Source organism: Mycobacterium lacus, from assembly GCF_010731535.1.
GTDB classification, from domain to species: Bacteria; Actinomycetota; Actinomycetes; order Mycobacteriales; family Mycobacteriaceae; genus Mycobacterium; species Mycobacterium lacus.
In genome coordinates, this window is record NZ_AP022581.1 from 2,957,536 (window position 1) to 2,981,090 (window position 23,555).

General features: G+C 67.8%; 21 protein-coding genes. 6 read left to right on the forward strand and 15 right to left on the reverse strand.

The annotated features are described in order from the left end of the window. Positions 1 to 367: 367 nt before the first annotated feature. Both G6N24_RS13625 and G6N24_RS13630 read left to right on the forward strand, forming a co-directional pair. Positions 368 to 1,576, forward strand: coding sequence for a PPE family protein (locus G6N24_RS13625; protein WP_085162886.1), 1,209 nt, complete (start codon positions 368 to 370; stop codon positions 1,574 to 1,576). A gap of 800 nt (positions 1,577 to 2,376) precedes the next feature. Further along, positions 2,377 to 3,555, forward strand: coding sequence for a PPE family protein (locus G6N24_RS13630; protein ID WP_085162884.1), 1,179 nt, complete (start codon positions 2,377 to 2,379; stop codon positions 3,553 to 3,555). Positions 3,556 to 3,572: 17 nt separating this feature from the next. Here the strand turns inward: G6N24_RS13630 and G6N24_RS13635 are convergent, their stop codons facing one another. The 13 genes from G6N24_RS13635 to dxr form a co-directional block, all read right to left on the reverse strand. Further along, positions 3,573 to 4,349 (reverse strand): 3-oxoacyl-ACP reductase, encoded by a 777-nt coding sequence (locus G6N24_RS13635; RefSeq protein WP_085162883.1) that lies wholly within the window; start codon positions 4,347 to 4,349, stop codon positions 3,573 to 3,575. After that, positions 4,346 to 5,713 carry an aldehyde dehydrogenase family protein gene (locus G6N24_RS13640; protein ID WP_085162882.1) on the reverse strand — a complete coding sequence of 456 codons (1,368 nt, stop codon included), beginning with the start codon at positions 5,711 to 5,713 and terminating at the stop codon, positions 4,346 to 4,348. The genes G6N24_RS13635 and G6N24_RS13640 overlap by 4 nt, the downstream gene beginning before the upstream one ends. Beyond that, positions 5,710 to 6,462, reverse strand: a complete 753-nt coding sequence (locus tag G6N24_RS13645; protein WP_085162901.1) for a gamma-glutamyl-gamma-aminobutyrate hydrolase family protein — start codon at positions 6,460 to 6,462, stop codon at positions 5,710 to 5,712. The genes G6N24_RS13640 and G6N24_RS13645 overlap by 4 nt, the downstream gene beginning before the upstream one ends. Continuing rightward, complete coding sequence (locus G6N24_RS13650; RefSeq protein ID WP_085162881.1) at positions 6,428 to 7,801, reverse strand: glutamine synthetase family protein; 1,374 nt, start codon at positions 7,799 to 7,801, stop codon at positions 6,428 to 6,430. Before G6N24_RS13650 ends, G6N24_RS13645 begins: the two co-directional genes overlap by 35 nt. 104 nt (positions 7,802 to 7,905) lie before the next feature. Continuing rightward, positions 7,906 to 8,460, reverse strand: a complete 555-nt coding sequence (locus G6N24_RS13655; protein WP_085162880.1) for an alpha/beta hydrolase — start codon at positions 8,458 to 8,460, stop codon at positions 7,906 to 7,908. Positions 8,461 to 8,502: 42 nt separating this feature from the next. Continuing rightward, on the reverse strand, positions 8,503 to 10,005 hold the full coding sequence (locus tag G6N24_RS13660) for a cobyric acid synthase (RefSeq protein ID WP_085162879.1): 1,503 nt from the start codon (positions 10,003 to 10,005) through the stop codon (positions 8,503 to 8,505). A 74-nt stretch (positions 10,006 to 10,079) separates the two neighbouring features. After that, positions 10,080 to 10,937, reverse strand: a complete 858-nt coding sequence (gene map, locus G6N24_RS13665; RefSeq protein WP_085162878.1) for a type I methionyl aminopeptidase — start codon at positions 10,935 to 10,937, stop codon at positions 10,080 to 10,082. Positions 10,938 to 10,951: 14 nt separating this feature from the next. Beyond that, positions 10,952 to 11,542 (reverse strand): DUF1707 SHOCT-like domain-containing protein, encoded by a 591-nt coding sequence (locus G6N24_RS13670; RefSeq protein WP_085162877.1) that lies wholly within the window; start codon positions 11,540 to 11,542, stop codon positions 10,952 to 10,954. 198 nt (positions 11,543 to 11,740) lie between these two features. Continuing rightward, positions 11,741 to 13,552, reverse strand: coding sequence for a penicillin-binding transpeptidase domain-containing protein (locus G6N24_RS13675; RefSeq protein WP_085162876.1), 1,812 nt, complete (start codon positions 13,550 to 13,552; stop codon positions 11,741 to 11,743). Between the two features lie 117 nt (positions 13,553 to 13,669). Beyond that, on the reverse strand, positions 13,670 to 14,524 hold the full coding sequence (locus G6N24_RS13680) for a GNAT family N-acetyltransferase (RefSeq protein WP_085162875.1): 855 nt from the start codon (positions 14,522 to 14,524) through the stop codon (positions 13,670 to 13,672). An 81-nt stretch (positions 14,525 to 14,605) separates the two neighbouring features. Then, positions 14,606 to 15,769, reverse strand: a complete 1,164-nt coding sequence (gene ispG, locus G6N24_RS13685) for a flavodoxin-dependent (E)-4-hydroxy-3-methylbut-2-enyl-diphosphate synthase (protein ID WP_085162874.1) — start codon at positions 15,767 to 15,769, stop codon at positions 14,606 to 14,608. 10 nt (positions 15,770 to 15,779) lie between these two features. Further along, the gene (locus G6N24_RS13690) at positions 15,780 to 16,994 is read right to left on the reverse strand and encodes a M50 family metallopeptidase (RefSeq protein ID WP_085162873.1); all 1,215 of its coding nucleotides are present in this window, start codon (positions 16,992 to 16,994) and stop codon (positions 15,780 to 15,782) included. A gap of 20 nt (positions 16,995 to 17,014) precedes the next feature. Further along, positions 17,015 to 18,244: a 1-deoxy-D-xylulose-5-phosphate reductoisomerase gene (gene dxr / locus G6N24_RS13695; protein WP_232070562.1), complete on the reverse strand. Its 1,230-nt coding sequence runs from the start codon at positions 18,242 to 18,244 to the stop codon at positions 17,015 to 17,017. Between the two features lie 187 nt (positions 18,245 to 18,431). Here dxr and G6N24_RS13700 point away from each other — a divergent pair, with 187 nt between their 5' ends. From G6N24_RS13700 to G6N24_RS13715, 4 genes are all read left to right on the forward strand, one after another. Continuing rightward, on the forward strand, positions 18,432 to 19,097 hold the full coding sequence (locus G6N24_RS13700; RefSeq protein WP_085162871.1) for a fasciclin domain-containing protein: 666 nt from the start codon (positions 18,432 to 18,434) through the stop codon (positions 19,095 to 19,097). A 127-nt stretch (positions 19,098 to 19,224) separates the two neighbouring features. Then, positions 19,225 to 20,976, forward strand: coding sequence for a cytochrome c biogenesis protein DipZ (locus G6N24_RS13705; protein WP_085162870.1), 1,752 nt, complete (start codon positions 19,225 to 19,227; stop codon positions 20,974 to 20,976). A 114-nt stretch (positions 20,977 to 21,090) separates the two neighbouring features. Further along, positions 21,091 to 21,681, forward strand: coding sequence for a fasciclin domain-containing protein (locus G6N24_RS13710; protein WP_085162869.1), 591 nt, complete (start codon positions 21,091 to 21,093; stop codon positions 21,679 to 21,681). A 93-nt stretch (positions 21,682 to 21,774) separates the two neighbouring features. Next, on the forward strand, positions 21,775 to 22,029 hold the full coding sequence (locus G6N24_RS13715) for a DUF2631 domain-containing protein (protein ID WP_085162868.1): 255 nt from the start codon (positions 21,775 to 21,777) through the stop codon (positions 22,027 to 22,029). A 25-nt stretch (positions 22,030 to 22,054) separates the two neighbouring features. Here the strand turns inward: G6N24_RS13715 and G6N24_RS13720 are convergent, their stop codons facing one another. After that, positions 22,055 to 22,915 (reverse strand): cytochrome c biogenesis CcdA family protein, encoded by an 861-nt coding sequence (locus G6N24_RS13720; RefSeq protein ID WP_163745512.1) that lies wholly within the window; start codon positions 22,913 to 22,915, stop codon positions 22,055 to 22,057. Positions 22,916 to 22,919: 4 nt separating this feature from the next. Beyond that, positions 22,920 to 23,429: a protein disulfide oxidoreductase gene (locus G6N24_RS13725; RefSeq protein WP_085162867.1), complete on the reverse strand. Its 510-nt coding sequence runs from the start codon at positions 23,427 to 23,429 to the stop codon at positions 22,920 to 22,922. Between the last annotated feature and the right edge of the window lie 126 nt (positions 23,430 to 23,555).

Here is a 23,555-nt window from a genome sequence, read left to right on the forward strand (position 1 = left end):
GCGGGGGACCGTGGCACCACATAGTCGGCTCCTCGACAAATCGGCTTTGGTTTACCGCAAGCCGCGATCACCACCGGCTCTGGGCTTGACGAAGAAAACACGAAGATCGTTGCAGCACCGTAGGAGTCGACGACTGTAGCCAATCCGCTGCGGTCCCGGCGCGGTTGTTGCTGGCTGAAACACGGTTCGCCAAGCCATCTCTCACGCACGTTCGCAGATCGCCGTCGTGCGCTACGGTCGTGCGCCCTGATACCGGCGCCCTACCCCGGGCCGTCAATTCCCAAGGAGCATTCCATGTCGTTCGTCCACATCGTACCCGAAATGCTTTGCACGGCGGCCGTCGACGCGAGCTAGAGGAGGACAACCGATGGATTTCGCAGCGCTGCCACCCGAAATCAACTCCGGGCGCATGTACACCGGCGCGGGCTGTGGCCCGATGCTGGCCGCGGCGACGGCCTGGGAGGGCTTGGCCGCCGAATTATCCACGGCCGCTGGCAATTACGCTTCGGTGGTCACCGATCTCGCCGGTGGGCCGTGGCGGGGCCCGGCATCGGTGGCGATGGCGGCGGCCGCCGCCGGGTATGTGCAGTGGGTGGGGAGCACGGCCGCGCAAGCCGCGCGGGCCGCGGTCCAGGCCAAGGCGGCCGCCGGGGCCTACGAGGCCGCGTTCGCCATGACGGTGCCGCCGCCCGCGATCGCCGCCAACCGTGCGCTGCTGGCGTCGCTGGTGGCTACCAACCTGTTCGGCCAAAACACTCCGGCGATCGCCGCCACCGAGGCGCAGTACGCCGAGATGTGGGCCCAAGATGCCGCGGCCATGTACGGCTACGCCGGCTCGTCGGCGACCGCATCGGCGTTGACGCCCTTCACCGACCCACCACCAACCACCAGCGCCCAAACCGCCGCGCTCACCCAGACCGTCGCGACCACCGGCAATGCGGGGACGCAGGCCACGCTCGCGCGGCTGATGTCCGCCGTACCCGGCGCGCTGCAGGGACTCGCCGCGCCTACCTCAACCGTGCAGTTGGGCGACCTGAAGAATTGGCTCGGGCTGGGCGGAATCGACCTCACAACGCCAACCGGGCTGCTCGCGTTCTTGAACGGGTCCGACGGGTCTCCGGTGGGCACCTTCCTCAATGCCATCGAGATGAACGCCCTTTCCTCCGGCTTCTACACGCCGGGCAACTTCTTCGGCACCATGTGCGATTTCATCGGCCTTTCCGGTGCGGGTGCGGCCGCCGAGGCCGCCGAAGGGGCCGCCGAGGCCGCGGCAACCGGGCTTGGCGACGCGGTGCCCGGGATGGGCGGCCTCGGGGGTGCGGTGTCGGCGGGGGTGGGCAACGCGGCCTCGATCGGGCCGTTGTCGGTGCCGCCCAGCTGGACGGCGACGACGCCGCTCGGCGCCGCCGGGTCGGCGTTGCCCAACGGCGCCGCGGGCGCCCCCGCGGTCGGCGGAGGACCGTCGAGCATGCTCGGCGGGATGCCGCTGACCGGCTCGTCCGGACGCGGCTTCGCTGAAGCCCCCCGCTACGGGTTCCGGCCGACGGTGGTGACCCACCCGCCGGCCGCCGGATAGCGGGCGCCTACCACATCCGCTGGCCCGCAACCGGGTTCGACCTACGGGGGAAGCTCGGTCGGCGCGGCCCGCTGTTTCGCATCCCGGGCGGCCCTCGTCACTGCTACAGTTGGGGCACTGTGAATTTCCGGGGCTCGGGCAGACCTCCGCGATGGCAGTCTGTCATCGCAGCTGTCGCCGGGCTAGCCTTGTTGGCCGCCATCGTCGGATTTTGGACATTGCGGACCCATCTTGCTGCGGCCGGCCCGCCGCAGCCCGTGGCGGCGTCACAGCTGACTGTCGCTATTGTCCCCGCCCAAGTGACCGATAGCTCCAAGCCGGCAATGACAGTCGATCGGGGTTCCTCCTCGAAAAATCAGAAGCCACTCAAAAGCGCTGGGATAAAGCGTGATCGGCCACCGACTTGGTCGCGCTCGGCGCCACCGGAGTGGTCACTGCCAACGCCGGCTTCCGTGAGGACCGTCGGGCACGCGCCGGGTGTACCACATTCCCGTGCTCCTGCCATCCCTCAGGGTGGTCACGACCTACTGAATCAACTCTGCGTCGCCCGGCGCTGATCGGCCGGCGCCAGGCTATTTCGCGCTCTGTCACGAGCGCCGGTGAGCATTCATCCGCAGCGTCGGTTTGATGGGGAAACTCGATCACAGCGCTCCGCGTGAATCGGCTCCGCAGCGCGGGCCAAGGCCCTCCGCGACACGACACAGTAACTTCCGTATCTTGCAGGAGAAGTCCATGTTCTTTAGCAGCACAACGCAATTCGAAACCGTCGTTCTTCCAGTCGCACTCGGGGTGGGATAACAATGGATTTCGCGACGTTACCGCCCGAAATCAACTCCGGGCGCATGTATTCCGGTCCGGGCGCAGGATCGATGTTGGCCGCCGCATCGGCCTGGGAGGAGCTGGCCGTCGGGCTCTACGCGGCGGCCAGTGGCTACGGTTCGGCCACCGCGGGACTGGCCGGCAAGTGGGACGGCCCCGCGGCGGCGGCGATGGCCCGAGCCGCGGCACCCTATACGGCCTGGCTCAGCGCCACCGCCGCCCAGGCCGAGCAGGCGGCCGCCCGCGCTCGGGCGGCCGTCCGCGCCTATGAGGCGGCGTTCGCCGCAACGGTTCCGCCGCCGATGATCGTCGCCAACCGCACGTTGCTGATGTCGCTGATGGCGACGAACATCCTTGGTCAGAACGCCCCCGCGATCGCAGCCACGGAGGCCGATTACGACGAGATGTGGGCCCAGGATGCCGCCGCCATGTACGGCTATGCCGCCGCCTCGGCGACCGCGTCGAAGGTGACACCATTCACCCCGCCGCCGACGACTACCGACCCGGCAGGCGTGGCCATGCAAGGCGCCGCGGTGGCCCACGCGATCGGCACGTCGGCCGGGACAGCGGCTCAGGAGGCCATACTGGCCGGGTCTCGGCTCGTCTCGACTGTGCCCCAAGTACTCGAGGGGCTCGCCGCGTCGTCGACAGTCACACAGCTCAACGCGGCGTGGGCGTCGCTGTCATCGTCTGTGTCGAAGCTGAGTTCGCTGACCGTGCCCTTGAATTTCGCGATGTACCCGCTGAACTTCCTGGATAAGGGCCTGGGGTTCGCCAAGGCCGCCACCGGGCCGGTCACGGCAGCTGCCGCTGGTGCGATGAAGGCGGTCGAGTCCGGGGCGCATTCGTTGGGATCGGTCGTGTTGGGCGTGGGCGGCGCCGGCAGCGACGCGGCGATGTCCGCGGCTGTGGGCCGCGGGATGTCGATCGGAGCGCTGTCGGTGCCGCAGGCCTGGATCACGACGCCGGCGAGTCCTATCGCCGCGGCGTTGCCAAGCGCCGGACTGAACGCTGCCCCGCTCGGATCGGCAGACCTCGGATCCGCGGGAATGCCGCTGATGCCGTTCGCGAGCATGGGCGGTCGTGGCACCGGCGGCCCTCCCGCGTCCCGGTTCGAGCTGCGCCCCAGCGTGGTCCCCCGCTCACCAGCAGGAGGATGACCAGCGCCACACGGGCACTACAACGGGGTGACGTAGGCCGAGCTGATGCCGCCGTCGACCAAGAACGTCGAGGCGGTGACGAACGACGCGTCGTCGCTGGCCAAAAACGCGACCGCAGCGGCGATTTCGTCGGGCTCGGCGAATCGGCCCAACGGAACGTGCACCATGCGGCGGGCGGCCCTTTCGGGGTCCTTGGCGAAAAGCTCCTGCAGCAGTGGGGTATTGACCGGGCCGGGGCACAGCGCGTTGACCCGGATGCCCTGCCGGGCGAATTGCACCCCGAGTTCGCGCGACATGGCCAGCACCCCGCCCTTGGATGCGGTGTAGGAGATCTGCGAGGTCGCCGAACCCATCACGGCCACGAACGACGCGGTGTTGATGATCGACCCCTTCCCAGCGGGCACCATGTGCCGCAGCGCCGCCCGGCAGCACAGGTACACCGATTTCAGGTTGACGTCTTGAACCCGTTGCCACGCCGGCAGTTCGGTGTTTTCGATCAGGTCGTCCTCCGGTGGCGAGATGCCGGCGTTGTTGAATGCGATGTCGACCGCGCCGCAGGTTTCGGCTGCAGTGTCGAACAGCCGGTTGACCGCGCCCTCGTCGGAAACATCTACGGGCACGAACAATCCGGAAAGCGCCTCGGCGGCCGCCCCGCCGGCCTCGCGGTCGATGTCGCCGACGACGATCGTCGCGCCTTCGGCACGCATCCGGCGGGCGGCGGCCAGGCCGATGCCGCTACCGCCGCCGGTGACGACCGCCACCCGGCCCGCCAGCCGCCGCGTCAGGTCAGTCACTCGACCTCCTTGATAGCGATGAACACGTTCTTGGTCTCGGAGAAATGCAACGGCGCATCCGGCCCAAGCTCACGGCCCAGGCCCGACAGCTTGAAGCCGCCGAACGGCGTGTTGTAGCGCACCGACGAGTGCGAATTGACGGACAGATTCCCCGATTCCACGGCCCGCGATACCCGCAGCGCCCGGGACAGGTCGTCGGTCCAGATCGATCCGGACAGTCCGTAGGCGGTGTCGTTGGCCAGCGTGATCGCGTCGTGCTCGTCGTCGAACGCCAGCACGGTGACCACCGGACCGAAGATCTCCTCGGCGACGGTGCGGTCGGTGCGCGCTGGCGTGAGAACCGTTGGCGGAAACCAGAATCCGGGTCCGGAGGGTGCGGTGCCGCGAAACGCCACGGGTGCGTCGTCGGGCACGTAAGAGGCCACCTTGGCCCGGTGCGCCGCGGAGACCAATGGACCCATCTCGGTGTCGCGCGAAGCCGGGTCACCGACGACGACGCTTTTCACCGCCGGCTCCAGCAGCTCCATGAACCGGTCATAAACGCTGCGCTGCACCAGGATCCGGCTGCGGGCGCAGCAGTCCTGTCCGGCGTTGTCGAATACCCCGGCCGGCGCGGTCGCCGCTGCGCGTTCCAGGTCGCAGTCATCGAAGATGATGTTGGCGCTCTTGCCGCCCAGTTCCAGCGTCACCCGCTTGACCTGAGCCGCCGCACCGGCCATCACTTGCTTGCCGACCTCGGTGGACCCGGTGAACACGATCTTGCGGATGTCCGGGTGGGTGACGAACCGCTGCCCGACCACCGCGCCCCTGCCCGGCAGCACCTGCAGCAGGTCCGCGTCGAGCCCGGCCTCGACCGCCAGCTCGCCGAGCCGGAGCGTGGTCAGCGGTGTCGGTTCGGCCGGTTTGACCAACACGGCGTTGCCGGCGGCCAGCGCCGGCGCGATGCCCCAGGACGCGATCACCATCGGGAAATTCCACGGCGTGATCACACCGACCACGCCCAGCGGTTCGTTGAAGGTGACGTCGAGCCCGCCAGCGACGGGAATCTGCTTGCCGGACAGCCGTTCCGGGCTGGCGGCGTAGAACGCCAACACGTCGCGGACGTGGCCGGCCTCCCACTGCGCCGACCCGATGGGATGTCCGGAGTTGGCGACCTCCAGGGCGGCCAGCTCGTCGCTGTGCGCCTCGACGGCGGCGGCGAAGGCCCGCAGGCCGGCCGCCCGTTCGGCGGGCGGCAAGCGTGCCCACCGCCGCTGGGCCACCCGCGCCCGCCGCACCGCGTCGTCGACGGCAGCGGCATCGGCGTGCTCGATCGACCGCAGCACTGCCTCGGTGGCGGGGTTGATCAGTTGCACCGTGCTCATCGGCGGCCTGCGTACGACCCCGCGGCGTCCACCAGCGCCTTGAACAACCGCAGGTCGTCCAGGGACTTCTCCGGATGCCACTGCACGGCGAGCACGAACCCGTCGCCGGGCAGCTCCAGCGCCTCGACCACGCCGTCGATGTCCGACGCGCTGACGACCAGGCCCGCACCCACCTTGTCGATGGCCTGATGGTGGTAGCACGGCACGTCGGCGGACTCCCCGATCAGCGCCGACAGCCGGGTGCCCGGCACGGTGCGGACCGGCAACCTGGTGAACACCCCGTCGCCGGCCCGGTGCCCGTGGTGGCCGAGGACGTCGGGTAGGTGCTGGTGCAGCGTGCCCCCGAGCGCGACGTTGAGCACCTGCGCGCCGCGACAGATGCCCAGCACCGGCAGCCCCCGGTCCAGCGCGCCCGCCAACAACGCGAACTCCCAGGCGTCGCGGGCCCGGCGGGGCTCGTCGGTGGCCGGATGGGGTTGCTGGCCATAGGCGGCGGGGTCGAGGTCATACCCGCCGGTGATGACCAGAGCGTCCAGGCTGTCCAGCGCGCGGCCGGCGATGTCGGGGTCGACCGGCTGCGGCGGCAGCAGCACCGGGATACCACCGGCCATGGTGACGCCCTCGAAGTAATCGGCGGGCAAGTAACACGCCGGGACATCCCAGATTCCGGCCTGCACCCGCTCGAGGTATGCCGTCATGCCCACTACCGGCCGTCTAGAGACGCTCAAATCCACGCATCCTCTCCCAATCGGTGACCGCCGCGTTGAAGGCCGCCAACTCGACGCGCGCGTTGTTCACGTAGTGCGCGACCACGCCGTCGCCGAACGCCTCCCGGGCGACGGCCGACGCCTCGAAGGCCTCGGCGGCCTCCGCCAACGTGGTGGGTAGGCGAGCTATGCCGGTGGTTTCGTAGGCGTTGCCATTGCACGGCTCGGGTGGCTCCAGTTTCCGCTCGATTCCGCACAGCCCCCCGGCGACCAGGGCAGCCACCGCGAGGTACGGGTTGACATCGCCGCCGGGGACGCGGCATTCCATCCGGATGTTACGGCCCTGGCCGACGACCCGCACCGCGCAGGTGCGGTTGTCCAGTCCCCAGGCTACCGCCGTCGGCGCGAAGCTGGCATCCGCAAATCGCTTGTAGGAGTTGATATTCGGCGCGTAAAACAGTGTGAACTCGCGCAGGGTGGCGAGCTGGCCGGCGAGGAAACCGCGGAACATCGACGACATGCCATGCGGTCCGCCGCCATCGGCGAACACCGCGGAGCCGTCCTTGCCCCGCAGCGACAGGTGGATGTGGCAGCTGTTGCCTTCGCGCTCATCGTATTTCGCCATGAACGTCAGACTCTTGCCGTGCTGGTCGGCGATTTCCTTGGCGCCGTTCTTGTAGATGGCGTGGTTGTCGCAGGTGACCAGCGCGTCGTCGTGGCGGAATCCGATCTCCTGCTGGCCCCTGTTGCATTCACCCTTGACGGCCTCGAACCGCAGACCGGCCCCCTCCATGCCCAGCCGGATGTCGCGCAGCAGCGGTTCCATCCGCGTGGACGCCAAGATGGCGTAGTCGATGTTGTAGTCGCTGGCCGGCGTCAGGCCGCGATAGCCACTAGCCCAGGCCTGGCGATACGGCTCGTCGAACACGATGAACTCCAGCTCGGTGGCGACATCGGCGACCAGTCCGCGCTCAGCGAGCCGGTCGAGCTGGCGGCGCAGGATGGCGCGCGGCGAGGCGGCGACGGCGCTGCCGTCGGCCCAACCCAGGTCGGCCAGCACGAGTGCCGTGCGGGGTAGCCAGGGAACGCGCCGCAGGGTGGCCAGGTCCGGGGTCATCACCATGTCGCCGTACCCGGTGTCCCAACTCGACATCGCATACCCGGGCACCGTGTTCAGGTCCACGTCGGCCGCAAGCAGATAGCTACAGCAGTCGACCCCGTGCTCGACCACCTCGTCGACGAAAAACCGGCCCGAGACCCGTTTGCCGGCCAGCCGGCCCTGCATATCGGTGAACGCGACGATGACGGTGTCGACGTCGCCGGCCGCGACCAGCCGTTCCAGGTCGTCCGGCGACAGCATGGGAGCACCGGGACCATTCATCGAGCCGCCCCGCCTTCCGCCAAACCATCCGCCGCCGTGAACAGTTCAGGCTAGCGCGTCGCGGGCCACCCCTATGTCCCGACGGCGGCGCGGGGCCGATGGCGCTACCAGCCGCTGGTGCGCAACACGATCTCGGTGGCCAGCTGCGCGGTCGAGTCGTGTGCGTTGCGTCGCCCCGGGAGGCACACGATGCGGTAGTCGGCGTACACCAACCGCTGGCTGTCGCGGGCCACTGCCCGGACGGCGTCCGAGCTCACCAGGACGGTGGTCGCGGCCTCCACCGGCGGGCAGTGTGGGTCGCGAATCACGCCATCGACACCGGGCACCGCCGGATGCCCGCGATCGATGGCCACCAGGCCGACGAACCGCCCCAGCCTGGTCGCCGCCAGCACCCAGGCGAGCTCGGCCCCGGCGCGGTCGCCGACCACCACCGCCCACCCGATTCCCAGGCCGTCGAGGATGCCGATCACAGACTTGGGGGTCAGCCGCGGGTCAGGACCGATGACCACGGTCCGAAGCGATGCGTTGTGCAGGCGCTCACATACCGGGTCATAGGCCGTCGGCGGTCGCTGTTCGGCGGCGAGGACCACGACGACAACGCCCTTTTCCGGACCGGCCACGGCCACCGGGACCGGAAACCCATCGAGCGTGGTCATCATCGAGGGCACTTACGCAAGTTACCGGAATGGGCCTGCGAGCGGCTACCTTCGGAGCTCGCTGACGAGATGCGGCCGTCGTGGCGGTGGGCCATCGAGCAGGCCGGTGACGGCGTCCATGTCGAGATGCGACGCCAACAGCTCGGCCATCAGATCCAGTTGGGCGTCGCGTCGGGCGGCAACGTTGACGTCGTCGGCGACATGAAATCGGTTCCGACCGGCGGCAGCGGCAACGCGGGCGAGCCATGCGCGACGAAAGTCGTCGTTGTCGAGGAGGCCGTGCCAATGGGTGCCGAAAACCGCGTCGCGCACTATGCCGTGCGGTTCGGATCCCGCGTCGAACCAGGACGCCTCCGCGCAGCGGGCGAGCCGACCATGATGGATTTCATAGCCGGTCAGCGGCGCCTGCCAGCGGCGCAGGACCTTGGCCGCGGAGAAGACGATGTCGGCGTCCAACAGCCCCAGCCCGGCGACAACCCCGGCACCGGATTCCACCGGGTCCTCGATGCGCCGGCATAGCATCTGGAAACCCCCGCAGATGCCCAATACGGGCTTGCCCGCGCGCGCGTGCTGGGCAATCCCGCTGGCCAGGCCGCGCTCACGCAGCCAGGCCAGGTCGGCGACGGTGGCCTTGCTGCCGGGCAGCACGATCAGGTCGGCGTCGGCCAACTCGGCGGGGTCGGTGATCCAGCGCGCCAGCACGCCCGGTTCGCAGGCCAGCGCCTCGACGTCGGTGGAGTTGGAAATCCGGGGCAGCCGGATCGCGGCCACCCGCAGCCATTCGTCGCCGCGCGGCGGCGCCGGCGCGCCGACGGCGCGGTGAGCGACCACCGACAGCGAGTCCTCGGCGTCGAGCCAGAGCTGATCGGTGTAGGGCAGCGCTCCGTAGGTTGGGCGGCCGGTCAATGTGCGCAGTTGCTGCAGCCCGGGTTGCAGCAGCGCCGGGTCGCCGCGGAATTTGTTGACGATGAATCCCGCGATGAGCGCCTGGTCGTCGGGCTCCAGCACCGCTAGCGTCCCGAACAGATGTGCCAGCAGGCCCCCACGGTCGATGTCGCCCACCAGAACAACCGGCAGGTTCGCCGCCCGGGCCAGTCCCATGTTGGCTAAATCCGTTGCCCGCAAGTTGATTTCGGCTGGCGAGCCCGCGCCCTCGCAGATCACAGCGTCGAATTCGTCACGCAGGCAAGATAATTCGTCGATCACCACGCCGGCGAGCCGGTCGCGGTGCCGCAGATACCCGGACGCAGTGACCGCGTCGGTGACCCGTCCCCGAATCACCAATTGCGACGTCCGATCACCGCCGGGTTTGAGCAGGATCGGGTTGAACCGCACGCTGGGCTCCAGCCCCGCCGCCCGGGCCTGAATGGCCTGGGCCCGGCCGATCTCACCGCCCTCGACGGTGACCGCCGAATTGTTGGACATGTTCTGCGCCTTGAACGGCGCGACCTGCACGCCGTTGCGCGCCAGCAGCCGGCACAGACCCGCGACCACCACCGACTTCCCGGCGTCGGAGCTGGTGCCCGCCACCAGCAGCGCCCCGCTCACCTCGTTGTGGCGAGCAGACGCAAAAGCCCCCAATTTCGTGCCGAAATGGGGGCTTTTGCGTCTGCTCGCGCCACTTAGGCGACCGTGAGGATCTCGGCGCCGGTGTCGGTGACCAGCAGGGTGTGCTCGAACTGCGCGGTCCACTTGCGGTCCTTGGTGACCACCGTCCAGCCGTCGTCCCAGATCTCGTAGTCCAGTGCGCCGAGGTTGATCATCGGCTCGATGGTGAACGTCATTCCCGGTTGCATGATTGTCCCGACGGCCGGCTGGTCGTAATGCAGGACGACCAGCCCGTTGTGAAACGTGGTGCCGATGCCGTGACCGGTGAAGTCGCGAACCACGTTGTACCCGAACCGATTTGCATATGACTCGATGACGCGGCCAATGATCGACAACGCGCGCCCCGGTTTGACGGCGTTGATCGCGCGCATCGTCGCCTCCCGGGTTCGCTCAACGAGCAGGCGGTGCTCTTCGGCGACGTCGCCGGCGAGGAAAGTCGCGTTCGTGTCGCCGTGCACCCCGTCGATGTAGGCGGTGACATCGATGTTGACGATGTCTCCGTCCTCGATCACCGTCGAGTCAGGGATCCCGTGGCAGATGACCTCGTTGAGCGACGTACAGCACGACTTCGGGAATCCCTTGTAGCCCAGCGTCGACGGATAGGCGCCGTTGTCGACCATGTATTCGTGCGCGATCCGGTCGAGTTCGTCGGTCGTCACCCCGGGTGCGACGGCCTTACCCGCCTCGGCCAGCGCACCGGCCGCGATCCGCCCGGCGACGCGCATCTTCTCGATTACCTCCGGCGTCTGCACCCACGGCTCGGTGCCCTCCTTGGCCGTCGACTTGCCGACATATTCCGGGCGCGCGATCCACTTCGGCACCGGCAGCGTCGGCGACAGCACGCCGGGGGAAAGCGCGGTTCGGGTAGGCATGCGGCTAGCTTAGGTCACGCGTGACGCGCGCGGCGCAGCAATGCCCGCCGCGGTCCCCGGATGACCACCGAGCCGCACACCACCTGACCAGTCAGTACGACGTGCGGCGTTCCCTCCGCCGGTGCGTCTTTGCGACGATCGCTCGCGCTGCCCACGTAGACCTCGACGTCGTCGATCGACGCGCTGGCGCCGTCCGGGAGCCGCAGGTCCAGCGAGCCGAACTTCAGGTCGAGCTCGATGACCACCACCGGCCCCGCGAAACGGGCCCTGGTGAGGTCGAGATCGATCGAGCCGAGCCGGCGCACCAGTGCCAGCCTGGTGGGCACCGTCCAGGCGCCGTGGCGCTTCAGCGAGCCCGCCCAGCCGCGCAGTTCCACCCGGTCAGCCGCCGAGGTGACGATGGCGCCGGGCCCGGGCAGGTCGCCGACCAGCCCGTCCAACTCGTTTCGGGTCCGCGCGAAGGCCACTTGTGACGAGCGCTGTTCGAACTCGTCGATGTCGATCAGCCCGAGCGCAACGGCGTTGTGCAGCCGGCGCAACGTGCCGTTGCGGTCGGCGTCGGAAACCCGCAACGCCACCATGTCCCCACCACTGCCGTTCGTCATGGCCTTTCCTTGGGTGCTGCGACGGCGGTCTCCGCCCTCCCCCGCAACTTACCGCCGTTGCGGCGTCAACGATCAGCCCGGCCGCGGGGTCTCCGCCGTTGCTGTTGCGCAAACGGACGGGCCGCACCACGGGCGGCGTCGGCACCGGCGGGCTGCTGCTGGGCCAGAACGGATTGAACGGGTTGACGTAGCCGGCCACTAAGCCAAGTAGCCCGGCGGCAGCGAGTCGAGCATCACCTTGGTCATCCGGACCGCGTATTCCGAGCTGCCACCCCCGACGATCAGCGATGCGAACGCCAGGTCACCGCGGTACCCGGCGAACCAGGAATGCGATCCGCCCGGAAACTCGGCTTCACCCGTTTTACCTAACACCTCGCCGCAGCCGGCGATGTCCTTGGCGGTGCCGTTGGTCACCACCAGCCGCATCATCGGTCGCAGGGCGTCGACCATCTTCGGGCTGATCGGCGTGAGGTCGCCCTGGACAGCGGTCGGGCGGCCCACGATCAGCTGCGGCACCGGGGTCTTGCCGGCCGCGACCGTGGCCGCGGCCAGGGCCATGCCGAACGGGCTGGCCAGCACCTTGCCCTGGCCAAAGCCGTCCTCGGTGCGCTCGGCCAGGTCCACCGTCGGTGGAACCGACCCGGTCACGGTGGTGATGCCCTGGACTTGATAGTCGAGGCCAATCCCGTACCGGCTGGCGGCCTGCGTCAGGCCACGAGGCGGCATCCTGCTGCTCAACTCGGCGAACGTGGTGTTGCAGGAGCTGGCGAACGCACGTGACATCGGCACCACGCCAAGATCGAATCCGCCGTAGTTGGGGATGGTGCGGTGCCCGATGTCGATGTGGCCCGGACAGCCCAGCATCGTGTTGGGCGTGGCCATGTCACGCTCGACGGCCGCACCGGCGGTGATCATCTTGAAGGTCGACCCGGGCGGGAACAGGCCGGTGGTGGCGATCGAGCCGTCCGCGTCCGCCCCGGCGTTCTGCGCGATCGCGAGAATCTCCCCGGTCGACGGCTTGATCACGACGATCATCGCTTTGCCACCGCGGGTGTCCACCGCGCGCTGAGCGGCGTCTTGCACCGCCCGGTCCAGGGTGATCGAGACCGACGGCGCCGGTATCCCTTCGACCTCGTGCAGCACGGCGACGTCCACGCCGTTCTGGTTGACGCTCACCACCCGCCAGCCCGCCTGACCGTCAAGTTGATCGATCACGACCTTCTTCACTTCGCTGATGACGGCCGGCGCGAAATGGGGATCGGTTGGCAACATGTCGGCCTGGGGTGTGATCACGACGCCGGGTAGTTTTCCAATCGCTGGGAAGACCCTGTCGTTGTCCTCGGGATGCAGGGTGACCAGATCGATCGGCTGGGTCGCCGAGCTGGCTTGTTCGGCGAGCAACTGCGGGTCGTTCAGCGTGTCGTTAAAGGGATGCAGGACCTCGACCACCGCGTGAGCCGTCGCAATCAGCGCGGGCCCGGCCGCAGTGGCGTCCAGCGCGTAGTGGTACAGGTAGCCGGGCACCAGCACATCGCTGCCCCCGAGTTCGTTGACCGAGGCGCGGCGCGGCGGGTCGGCCCGCAGCGCGAACGTCTGATGCTCGCCCAGCTTGGGGTGCAGCCCCGTGGTGGCCCAGCGAACCTGCCAGCGTCCCTCGTCGCGGGACATCTTCAGCTGGCCGTCGTAGCTCCAGGTCCGGTTCTTGGGCAAATGCCAGGTGAAGCGATACGCGACTATGCCGGTGTCCTCGGCGTATTTCGAGCTGAGCAGCTGCGCGTCGAGGTGGGTGGCCTGCAGTCCCGACCAGGCCGCGTTGAGCGCTTCACGGGCTTCGTTGGGGTTGTCGCAGAGTTGGGCGGCCGTCGCGATGTCGCCAACGGCCAACGCCGCGAAGAACTTCTCGGCGGCCGGGCCCGGACCGTCGGGCCGCGGAGTGCAGCCCGGCAGCGCGGAAACCGCGACAAACAGCACACACACGGCAGTTGAGGCAAATATTGTTCGAGTTACCATCGTTGCTGATGTTAGAACTGTGACTTGGACATCGGCACCGACACACCGAGACATCTCCAGCCTGTCGTTACCGTGCTCGCTATTCGCACTTTCGCGCGCTAACTACAGGCTCGCGACTCAGTCCAGGAGCACCGTCGCGAAGGTGCCCACTTCCTTGAACCCGACTCGGCTGTACGCGGCGCGGGCCACTGTGTTGAAGCCGTTCACATACAGGCTGGCGATGCGCCCGCTGCCGACTATCACGGCGGCGAGCGTTGCGGTGCCGGCGGTGCCCAGCCCCAGGCCGCGCCACTCGGGATGCACCCAGACCCCCTGGATCTGCCCGACGCCGGGAGACTGCGATCCCACCTCGGCCTTGAAGACAACGTGCCCCTGCTCGAAGCGCGCCCAGGCACGGCCGGCCGAAATGAGGCCAGCCACCCGGCGGCGGTAGCCGCGCCCGCCGTCGCCGAGCCGCGGGTCGACGCCCACTTCGCCGATGAACATGTCGACGGCGGCCACCAAGTAGGCGTCCAGTTCCTCCGGCCGAACCTGGCGCACGCCGGGGTCGATCTCGCAACTCGGGTGGGTAGCCAGCGCCATCAGTGGTTGGTGGTCACGCACATCACGCGCCGGACCCCAGGCCGACTCGAGCCGCTGCCACATCGGCAACACCAGGTCGGCCCTGCCGACCAACGACGAACACCGCCGCGTCGAGCCCATCGCCGCGTCGGCGAAGGCATTCAAGTCGATCGGACCGCCACGCAGCGGGATGAGGTTGGCACCGGCGAAGCACAGCGATTCCTCGGCGCCGCGAAGGGTCCACAGTTCCCCGCCAATCGAATTGGGTTCGATGCCATAGTCCGCTACCCGTGCGGCGACCATGCACGAAGCCACCGGGTCGTCGTCAAGTACGCGCCACACGGCGTCGAGATCACGCACCACGGACACCCGTCGCTCGCCGACAAGGCGAAAGATGGGCGGAGCCGACATCTGAAGAACTCTCTGGGTTAGAACTCTTTGGATTAGAAATCTATGCGGGCGCGAACTGACGGCCTGGAGGATTGGCCACTATCAGCTTACGGTCACAATAGGCGAACCGCTGGCTGTCGCGCCCGGATCGTTGTCGCTCATTTCCGACGCGATCCGCATCGCCTCCTCGATCAGCGTCTCGACGATCTGGGCTTCGGGCACGGTCTTGATCACTTCACCGCGAACAAAGATCTGCCCTTTGCCGTTGCCCGACGCGACGCCCAGGTCGGCCTCGCGCGCCTCACCCGGGCCGTTTACGACGCACCCCATCACGGCCACCCGCAACGGCACCTCGAGGCCGTCCAGCCCGGCGGTCACCTCGTTGGCCAGGGTGTAGACGTCGACCTGCGCGCGTCCGCACGACGGGCAGGACACGATTTCCAACGAACGCGGCCGCAGGTTCAGCGACTCGAGAATCTGGTTGCCGACCTTGACTTCTTCGACGGGCGGGGCCGACAACGACACCCGGATGGTGTCACCGATGCCCCGCGACAGCAGGGCACCGAACGCGACGGCCGACTTGATGGTGCCCTGGAAGGCGGGGCCGGCCTCGGTGACCCCGAGGTGCAGCGGGTAGTCGCACTGGGCGGCCAGCTGCTCGTATGCGGCGACCATCACCACCGGGTCGTTGTGCTTGACGCTGATCTTGATGTTGCCGAAGCCGTGCTCCTCGAACAGCGAGGCCTCCCACAGCGCCGACTCGACCAGGGCTTCCGGCGTGGCCTTGCCGTACTTGGCCATGAACCGCTTGTCCAGTGAGCCGGCGTTGACACCGATGCGGATCGGGATGCCCGCCTCGCCGGCGGCCTTGGCGACCTCGCCGACCCGCCCGTCGAATTCCTTGATGTTGCCCGGGTTTACCCGCACCGCGGCGCATCCGGCGTCGATGGCGGCGAAGATGTATTTCGGTTGGAAGTGGATGTCGGCGATCACCGGGATCTGGCTGTGCCGGGAGATCTCGGCCAGCGCGTCGGCGTCCTCCTGACGCGGGCACGCCACCCGCACGATGTCGCAGCCGGCCGCGGTCAACTCGGCGATCTGCTGCAGCGTGGCATTGATGTCGTGGGTTTTGGTGGTGCACATCGACTGCACCGAGATCGGGTGGTCGCTTCCCACCCCGACGTTGCCGACCATCAGCTGACGCGTGGCGCGCCGGGGGGACAGCGTGGGTGCCGGCGGCTGCGGCATGCCTAGGCCAATGGTCACTGTTAACCCCTTACTGGAAGAGCCGGATTGGGTTGACCAGGTCGGCGGTGACGGTCAACAGCATGTAGCCGACGACTAAGGCCAGAACCACATACGTCGCGGGCATGAGCTTGAGGTAGTTCACCGGCGCGGCGGCCACCTTGCCCCGGGCGAACCGGATCGTGTTGCGGATCTTCTCGAACACCGCGACGGCAATGTGGCCGCCGTCGAACGGCAACAACGGCAGCAGGTTGATGGCGCCCAGAATGAGATTCAACTGGGCGAGGAAGAACCAGAACGCCACCCAGAGCCCATGGTCGACGGTGTCGCCGCCGATGATGCTGGCCCCGACCACGCTCATCGGGGTCTGCGGGTCACGCTGTCCGCCGCCGATGGCGTGCACCAGCGCGCCGACCTTGGTCGGGATCGCCACGAGTGCCTTGCCCACCTCACGGGCAAGGTCGGCGGTGAAGACGAAGGTGCCCGGCACCGCGGAGATCACGGTGTACTGCTTCGGCCCGACGTGGGCAGCGCCGACCCCGATCGCGCCCACCGTGGCCGGCTCGGGCTGACCACCTCGCCCGTGGCTGACGAAGCGCTGGGTGACGGCGACGTCGACATAGGTGCTGAGTGTGGTGCCGTTGCGCTCGACGACGATCGGAACGGTGCCGTGCAATTTGCGCACCGCGGCGGCCATGTCGTCGAAGCTGGACACCGGGGTGTCACCGACCTTGACGACGACGTCACCGGCGCGGATTCCGGCCAGCGCCGCCGGGCCGGGACCGGTGCACTTGCCGAGGTTGCCCGGACTGACTTCCTGTGCGACACAGCCAGTTTCGCCAATGACGGCCCTGGTCGGCGGATGCAGGTTCGGCAACCCCCAGATCACGGCGATGGCATAGATGAGCACCAGGCAGATGACAAAGTTCATCGCGGGCCCGGCGAACAGCACCGCAACGCGCTTCCACGTCGACTGCTTGTACATCGCGCGGTCACGTTCGTCGGCCGCAAGGTCCTCGACCGGCGTCATACCGGCGATGTCGCAGAAGCCGCCCAGCGGTATGGCCTTGACACCGTACTCCGTCTCGCCGCGCCGGGTCGACCACAGTGTCGGCCCGAAGCCGACGAAATAGCGACGCACTTTCATGCCGGTGGCCCGCGCGACCCACATGTGGCCGCATTCGTGCAGGGCCACCGAGATCAGGATGGCCAGCGCGAACAGCACTATGCCGACTATGAACATCATCAGGTGCGTCAGGACCTTTCTCAAGTCGATGCGTGTCGACCCCCAGCGCCCGGCTTCGCCGCGGTTACGATCGCCACGGAATCCATTCCGGATACCGCGCGCCGCGCTCGCTCACGGGCCCAGCGCTGCGCCTCGAGTACGTCATCCACGGTAGCGGGTACCTCGCCCCATTGGGGGGCCCATTGGTCGGCGGCATGCAACACCTCGGCGATGGTGCCGACGATGGCCGGGAAGCCGATCCGGCCCGCAAGGAACGCCGCCGCCGCCTCCTCGTTGGCCGCGTTGTAGACGGCGGTCATGCAGCCGCCGGCCCGGCCGGCCTGCCGGGCCAGCTCGACGGCGGGAAAAACGTCGGTATCCAGCGGCTCAAATTCCCAGGTCTGCGGGGTATGGAAATCACAACAGGTGGCCGCCGCGGGCACCCGCCGCGGCCAGCCCAGCGCCAACGAAATGGGCAGTTTCATGTCCGGGGGGCTGGCCTGGGCGATCGTCGAGCCGTCGATGAAGGTGACCATCGAATGAACGATCGACTGGGGGTGCACCACCACCTCGATGCGGTCGTAATCGATGCCGAACAGCAGGTGGGTCTCGATGAGTTCGAGCCCCTTGTTGACCAGCGACGCCGAGTTCAGCGTGTTCATCGGCCCCATCGACCAGGTCGGGTGCGCGCCGGCCTGCTCGGGGGTGACGCGCTCGAGGTCCGCGGCGGACCAGCCCCGAAATGGCCCGCCCGAGGCGGTCAGCACCAGCTTGGCGACTTCGTCGGCGCGACCGCCGCGCAGGCACTGGGCCAGCGCGGAGTGCTCGGAGTCGACGGGCACGATCTGGCCCGGCCGCGCGGCCCGCAGCACCAATGAACCCCCGGCAACCAGCGATTCCTTGTTGGCCAGGGCCAGCCGGGCTCCCGAGGCGAGCGCAGCCAACGTCGGTCGCAGGCCCAACGCCCCGACGAGCGCATTGAGGACGACGTCGGCCTCGGTCTCCTCGATCAGCCGGGTGACCGCATCGGGCCCGCGGTACGGGACATCGCCGATCAGCTCGGCCGCGTGATTGTCGGTGACGGCGATGTTGGTGACCCCGGTCTCGGCGCGCTGCCGCAGCAGCGTGTCCACGCGCGCACCGCCCGCCGCCAAGCCGACAACCTCGAAGCGGTCCGGATTATCGGCGATCACCTCCAGCGCCTGGGTGCCGATCGAACCGGTACAGCCCAGCACCAGCACACGCAGGCGCCCGTCGGCGGGGTTAGTCACCCATACATTGTGCCGCCTGCGAAGCGGCGCGCGTGCCCGCGTGTCGCCTTTTCCTCGCCGGTTCGGGGCCCGGCCCATCCATGACCCCCGTGAGTCCGAATCACTCGTGTACGGCCGGATGGATGGCGGAAATCGTCGTTTCAAAGGCCGTCACTAGCACCGTCAGTAGCAAAGGAATCGAATCGCGATGATGAACATGCAGGCCAAGACCGTCGCGGCGGCAAGCCTCGCCGCGCTCGCGATCGCGGGTTTAGCGGGGTGTTCCAGCACGAAGCCCGCGTCGCAAGGCACCACCACCCCACAACCCGCGACCAGCATGGCGGCACCCACCATGCCGTCGACGATGGCGGACCCCGCGGCCGACCTGATAGGTCCCGGGTGCGCGGAATACGCGGCGCAGAATCCCAGCGGCCCCGGGTCGGTGGCCGGGATGGCGGCCGACCCGGTCGCGACCGCGGCATCGAACAACCCGCAGCTGAGCACGCTGACCGCCGCGTTGTCGGGCAAGCTGAACCCGGACGTGAACCTGGTCGACACCCTCAACAGCGGCCAGTACACGGTTTTCGCGCCCACGAATGCCGCATTCGACAAGCTTCCCGCGGCCACCATCGACCAACTCAAGACCGACTCCAAGCTGCTGAGCAGCATCTTGACCTACCACGTGGTGGCTGGTCAGGCGAGCCCCAGCAAGATCGACGGCACCCACAAGACCCTGCAGGGTGCCGACGTGACGGTGATGGGCACCGGCAACGCGCTCACGGTCAACAACGCCGGCCTGGTCTGCGGCGGGGTACATACCGCCAACGCGACGGTGTACATGATCGACACCGTGCTGATGCCTCCGGGGCAGTAGCGCTGGTTTCGCATCACGGCAAGGTGGCCCGGTCCGCGGGCTACCTTGCCGTCTTCGTGTGTTCGGTGGGGTAAAACTCGTTGCCGCCGTGGCCAATCCATGAGCGCGGCGGCAACGAATAGCAGACGTGTTGACCCTCGCATTAGTGGGCTTCCTCGGAGGCCTCATCACCGGAATATCACCATGCATCCTGCCCGTCCTACCAGTGATCTTCTTCTCCGGCGCGCAGAGCACCGGCACTGGAACTGCCGCGAAATCCGAAGGAGCAGTGGCGGTCAAGCCGAAACGCACACTGTCAGCCACCTTGCGCCCCTACCGGGTGATCGGCGGTCTGGTGCTCAGCTTCAGCGTGGTCACCCTGCTCGGCTCGGCGTTGCTGTCGGTGCTGCACCTGCCGCAGGACGCGATCCGCTGGGTTGCGCTGGTCGCGTTGGTGGCGATCGGCATCGGTCTCATATTTCCGCGCTTCGAACAGCTGCTGGAAAAGCCGTTCTCCCGGATTCCGCAGAGGCAAGTCGGCACTCGTGGTAACGGTTTCGGACTGGGCCTGGCGCTGGGTGTGCTCTACGTCCCCTGCGCGGGTCCGGTGCTGGCCGCGATCGTCGTCGCCGGCGCCACTGCCACCATCGGCGTGGGAACGATCGTGCTCACCGCCGCGTTCGCCATCGGGGCCGCGTTGCCGTTGCTGTTCTTCGCGCTGGCCGGCCAACGGATAGCCGAGCGGGTGAACGCGTTTCGGCGCCGCCAGCGCGAGATCCGAATCGGCGCGGGCATCGTGACGATTCTGCTCGCGGTTGCGCTGGTGTTCGACCTGCCGGCGGCCCTGCAGCGTGCCATTCCGGACTACACCGCGCCGCTGCAAGACAGGGTCGGCAGTTCTGAGGCGATACGGCAAAAGCTGAATCTCGGCGGCATTGTCAACGACCAGAATGCGCAGCTGTCGAACTGCAGCAATGGAGCCACGCAACTCGAAAACTGCGGCACTGCACCAGATCTCAAGGGAATCACCGGCTGGCTCAACACACCCAGCGGCAAACCGATCGCTCTGAACTCGTTGCGCGGCAAAGTCGTGCTGGTCGACTTCTGGGCCTATTCCTGCATCAACTGCCAACGGGCCATCCCGCATGTCGTCGGCTGGTACCAGGCGTATAAGGACAGCGGTTTCGAGGTCATCGGCGTGCATACCCCCGAGTACGCGTTCGAAAAAGTCCCGGGCAACGTGGCCAAAGGCGCGGCCGATCTGGGCATCACGTATCCGATTGCGCTGGACGACAACTACTCAACGTGGACGAACTACCGCAACCGGTACTGGCCCGCGGAATATCTGATCGACGCCAACGGCACGGTGCGGCACATCAAGTTCGGCGAAGGCGATTACAACGGCACCGAGACACTGATCAGGCGGTTGCTCACCGATGCCAAGCCCGGCCTCAAGCTGCCCCGGCCCGTAGGGGCAGACGCCGCGCCCGACCTTACCCCGCAGACCACGCTTACCCCGGAGACCTACTTCGGGGTCGGCAAGGTGGTCAACTACGGCGGGGACGGCGCGTACGACGAGGGGTCGGCAACGTTCAGCTACCCGCCGGCTCTGGCTGCCGACAAATTCGCGCTGAGTGGCCCGTGGTCGCTGGATTATCAAGGCGCGACGCCCGATGGCGACAACTCCACGATCAGACTCAACTTCCACGCCAAGAACGTCTACATCGTTGTCGGCGGGACCGGGACTGTGACCGTGGTGCGTGACGGAAAGTCAGCCACGCTGCCCATCGGCGGGGCACCGACCGCTCACGAGATCGTCGCCGGCGATCAGCCGATGTCCGGAATGCTGGAAGTGCGGCCCAGCAAGGGGTTACAGGTCTACTCCTTCACCTACGGCTGACCCAGCGATCTTGCGGCGGCGCCAATCCAAGTGCCGTCTGGCTCCGAATCCATTGTGTCAGAGAAAAATTGGGCGGTACTCATCCGCCTCATCGATTACGAGGAGTACACGGCAATGAAATTCCACGACAAGGCGGTAGCGGCAACGACTTTCGCGGCCGCGGCAATAGGTTTCGCGGTGGCCGCCAGCCCGCTGGCAGCGGCCGCGCCCACATCCAATTTGGTCGGACCCGGTTGCCAGGCCTACGCGCAACAGGTACCCACTGGACCGGGTTCGGTGGCCGGGATGGCGACGGACCCGGTCGCCGTGGCGGCGTCGAACAACCCGCAGCTGACCACGCTGACCGCGGCGGTCTCCGGCAAGCTCAACCCCAAGGTGAACCTGGTGGACACCCTCAACGGCGGCCAGTTCACGGTATTCGCTCCCACCGATCAGGCGTTTGGCAAGCTCGACGCTGCCACCATCGAATCGCTGAAAACCAATGCGCCGCTCCTGAATAAGATCCTTACCTACCATGTGGTTTCCGGGCAGCTGAGCCCGGCACAAGTCGGTGGCGCACACAACACCGTCGAGGGTGCCCCGGTGACCGTGGCGGGATCGGGTGACAGCCTGAAGGTGAACAACGCCTCGGTCGTCTGCGGTGGCGTGCAGACCGCGAACGCGACGGTGTACATGATCGACACCGTGCTGATGCCGCCCATGTAATTGCCACGCGGCTCGCCAGAACCGGGTGTGCCAGAATGTCGGGAGATTTGCAAACCCTGTCGATCAGGGGCCAGACCAACCGGAGGGATCGCCGTGGCCAGTACCGAGGTGGAGCAGTTCACCGGCGTCGACATAGCTGAGGTGCCGTCCGCACACTGGGGATGGAGCGCAATCAATCACCGCACCTGGCACATCACCGGTCTGTGTGCCTTCGGCTTCCTGCTGGCGATGCTGCGCGGCAACCACGTCGGCCATGTCGAGAACTGGTTCCTGATCGGGTTCGCCGCACTCGTGCTCATCGTCCTGGTACGCGACCTGTGGGGGCGGCGGCGCGGCTGGATCAGGTAGCCGCGCCGGGTCGGGGACAAGCCAGTCAGCGCCGCACTCGCCGGTACCAAGTACCGGCGAGTGCGGCGGCCACCAACAGCACCAACGCCGCCGCCCAAGGCCACACGCCATGCACGTGCACCCAGCCCGCCAACGCACCTTGCAGCCGACCGGCCGCGGCAATCACCGCATCCTGGGGATTCGCCCCGGCGCCCGCGACCAGGCGCACCTCGTAGAGCCCGTAGTAGGCCACGTACAACCCGACCAGCACCAGCAGCGCACCACCGATCCGGTGCACCACTGGCAGGACGCGGCGCACACGCTCAGCCAGCGCCGTGCTTGCCGTCGCCGCGGCGACGGCAAGCACGCCGACGACCAGCGTCAGCCCAGCGACGTAGGCAAGGTAGATCGACACGACCCCGAGAATCGAACCGCCCCGCAGCCCAGCGCCGGTGACCGCGAGAAACGGTCCAATGGTGCACGACAGCGAGGCGATCGCGTAGCTGACGCCGTACCCATACATCGACCCAAGCCGAACCGTGGGAGCCCATCGCACGCCGAGCTGACGCGGCGTGAGCGCCGTCAACTCTCGGCCCGATAGCAACCAAACCCCCAGGGCCATAAGCGTGATTCCGATGACCACCGTCGCATACGGCAAGTATCGCTGTACCGTCGTGGCCGCCGAGATGGTTAGCGCTCCGAACGATCCGAATACCGTTAAGAAGCCGAGCGCCATCGCCACGGTGGCTCCCAGAGCGCGGCCGAGCGGAGCCAACCCCCGCCGCGCGCCGGATTGCTGCCCGCGCACCACCAGCAGCAGGTACACGGGCAGCATGGCGAAACCACACGGGTTGAGCGCTGCCACCAGTCCGGCGGCGAAGGCCAAACCGATCAGGGCCTGGTTCACGACGTCAGGACGTCAGCGCGGCCACCCGGCCGGCCAGCTCCTGCTGGGACATAGCCGAGGTGGGGTTGTTCACGAACGTCGACGAGCCATCCGCGCGATAGAACACCCACGCCGGCTGCCACGGCACGTTGTAGCGGGCCCAGATCGCGCCGTCGGCGTCATTGAGGTTCGTAAAGTTCAGGTTGTACTTGGAGACGAAGTTCTGCATCGCGCCGACGTCAGAGCGGGCCGCGACGCCGACGAACGTGACCCCCGGATTGGCGGCCGCCACCTGGCTAAGGCCCGGGCCTTCGGCGTTGCAGAACGGGCACCACGGTGCCCAGAACCACAACACCGCCGGCTTGCCTTGCAGACTCGCGCCATCGAAAGGAGCACCACTGAGGGTGGTGGCGGTGAACTGCAGACGATCGTCCGCGGCCAGGGCGCGCGGGGCGGTGGCCAGCCCGAACGTCAGAGCGGCGGCGACCACGCCAGCGGCAAACAACTTGAGTGGGAACAACGGTCGAATACGCATGGCTGGCCTCATTTGCTGGTAGGTACGCCTAGGACGACGAAATTCCCGCCTTGGTGGTTCAGCCCGCTGCGGGCACCCGTGACTGCCCAGCGGGAAATCCACGACGCCTGCGCGGCGTGTCGCGTC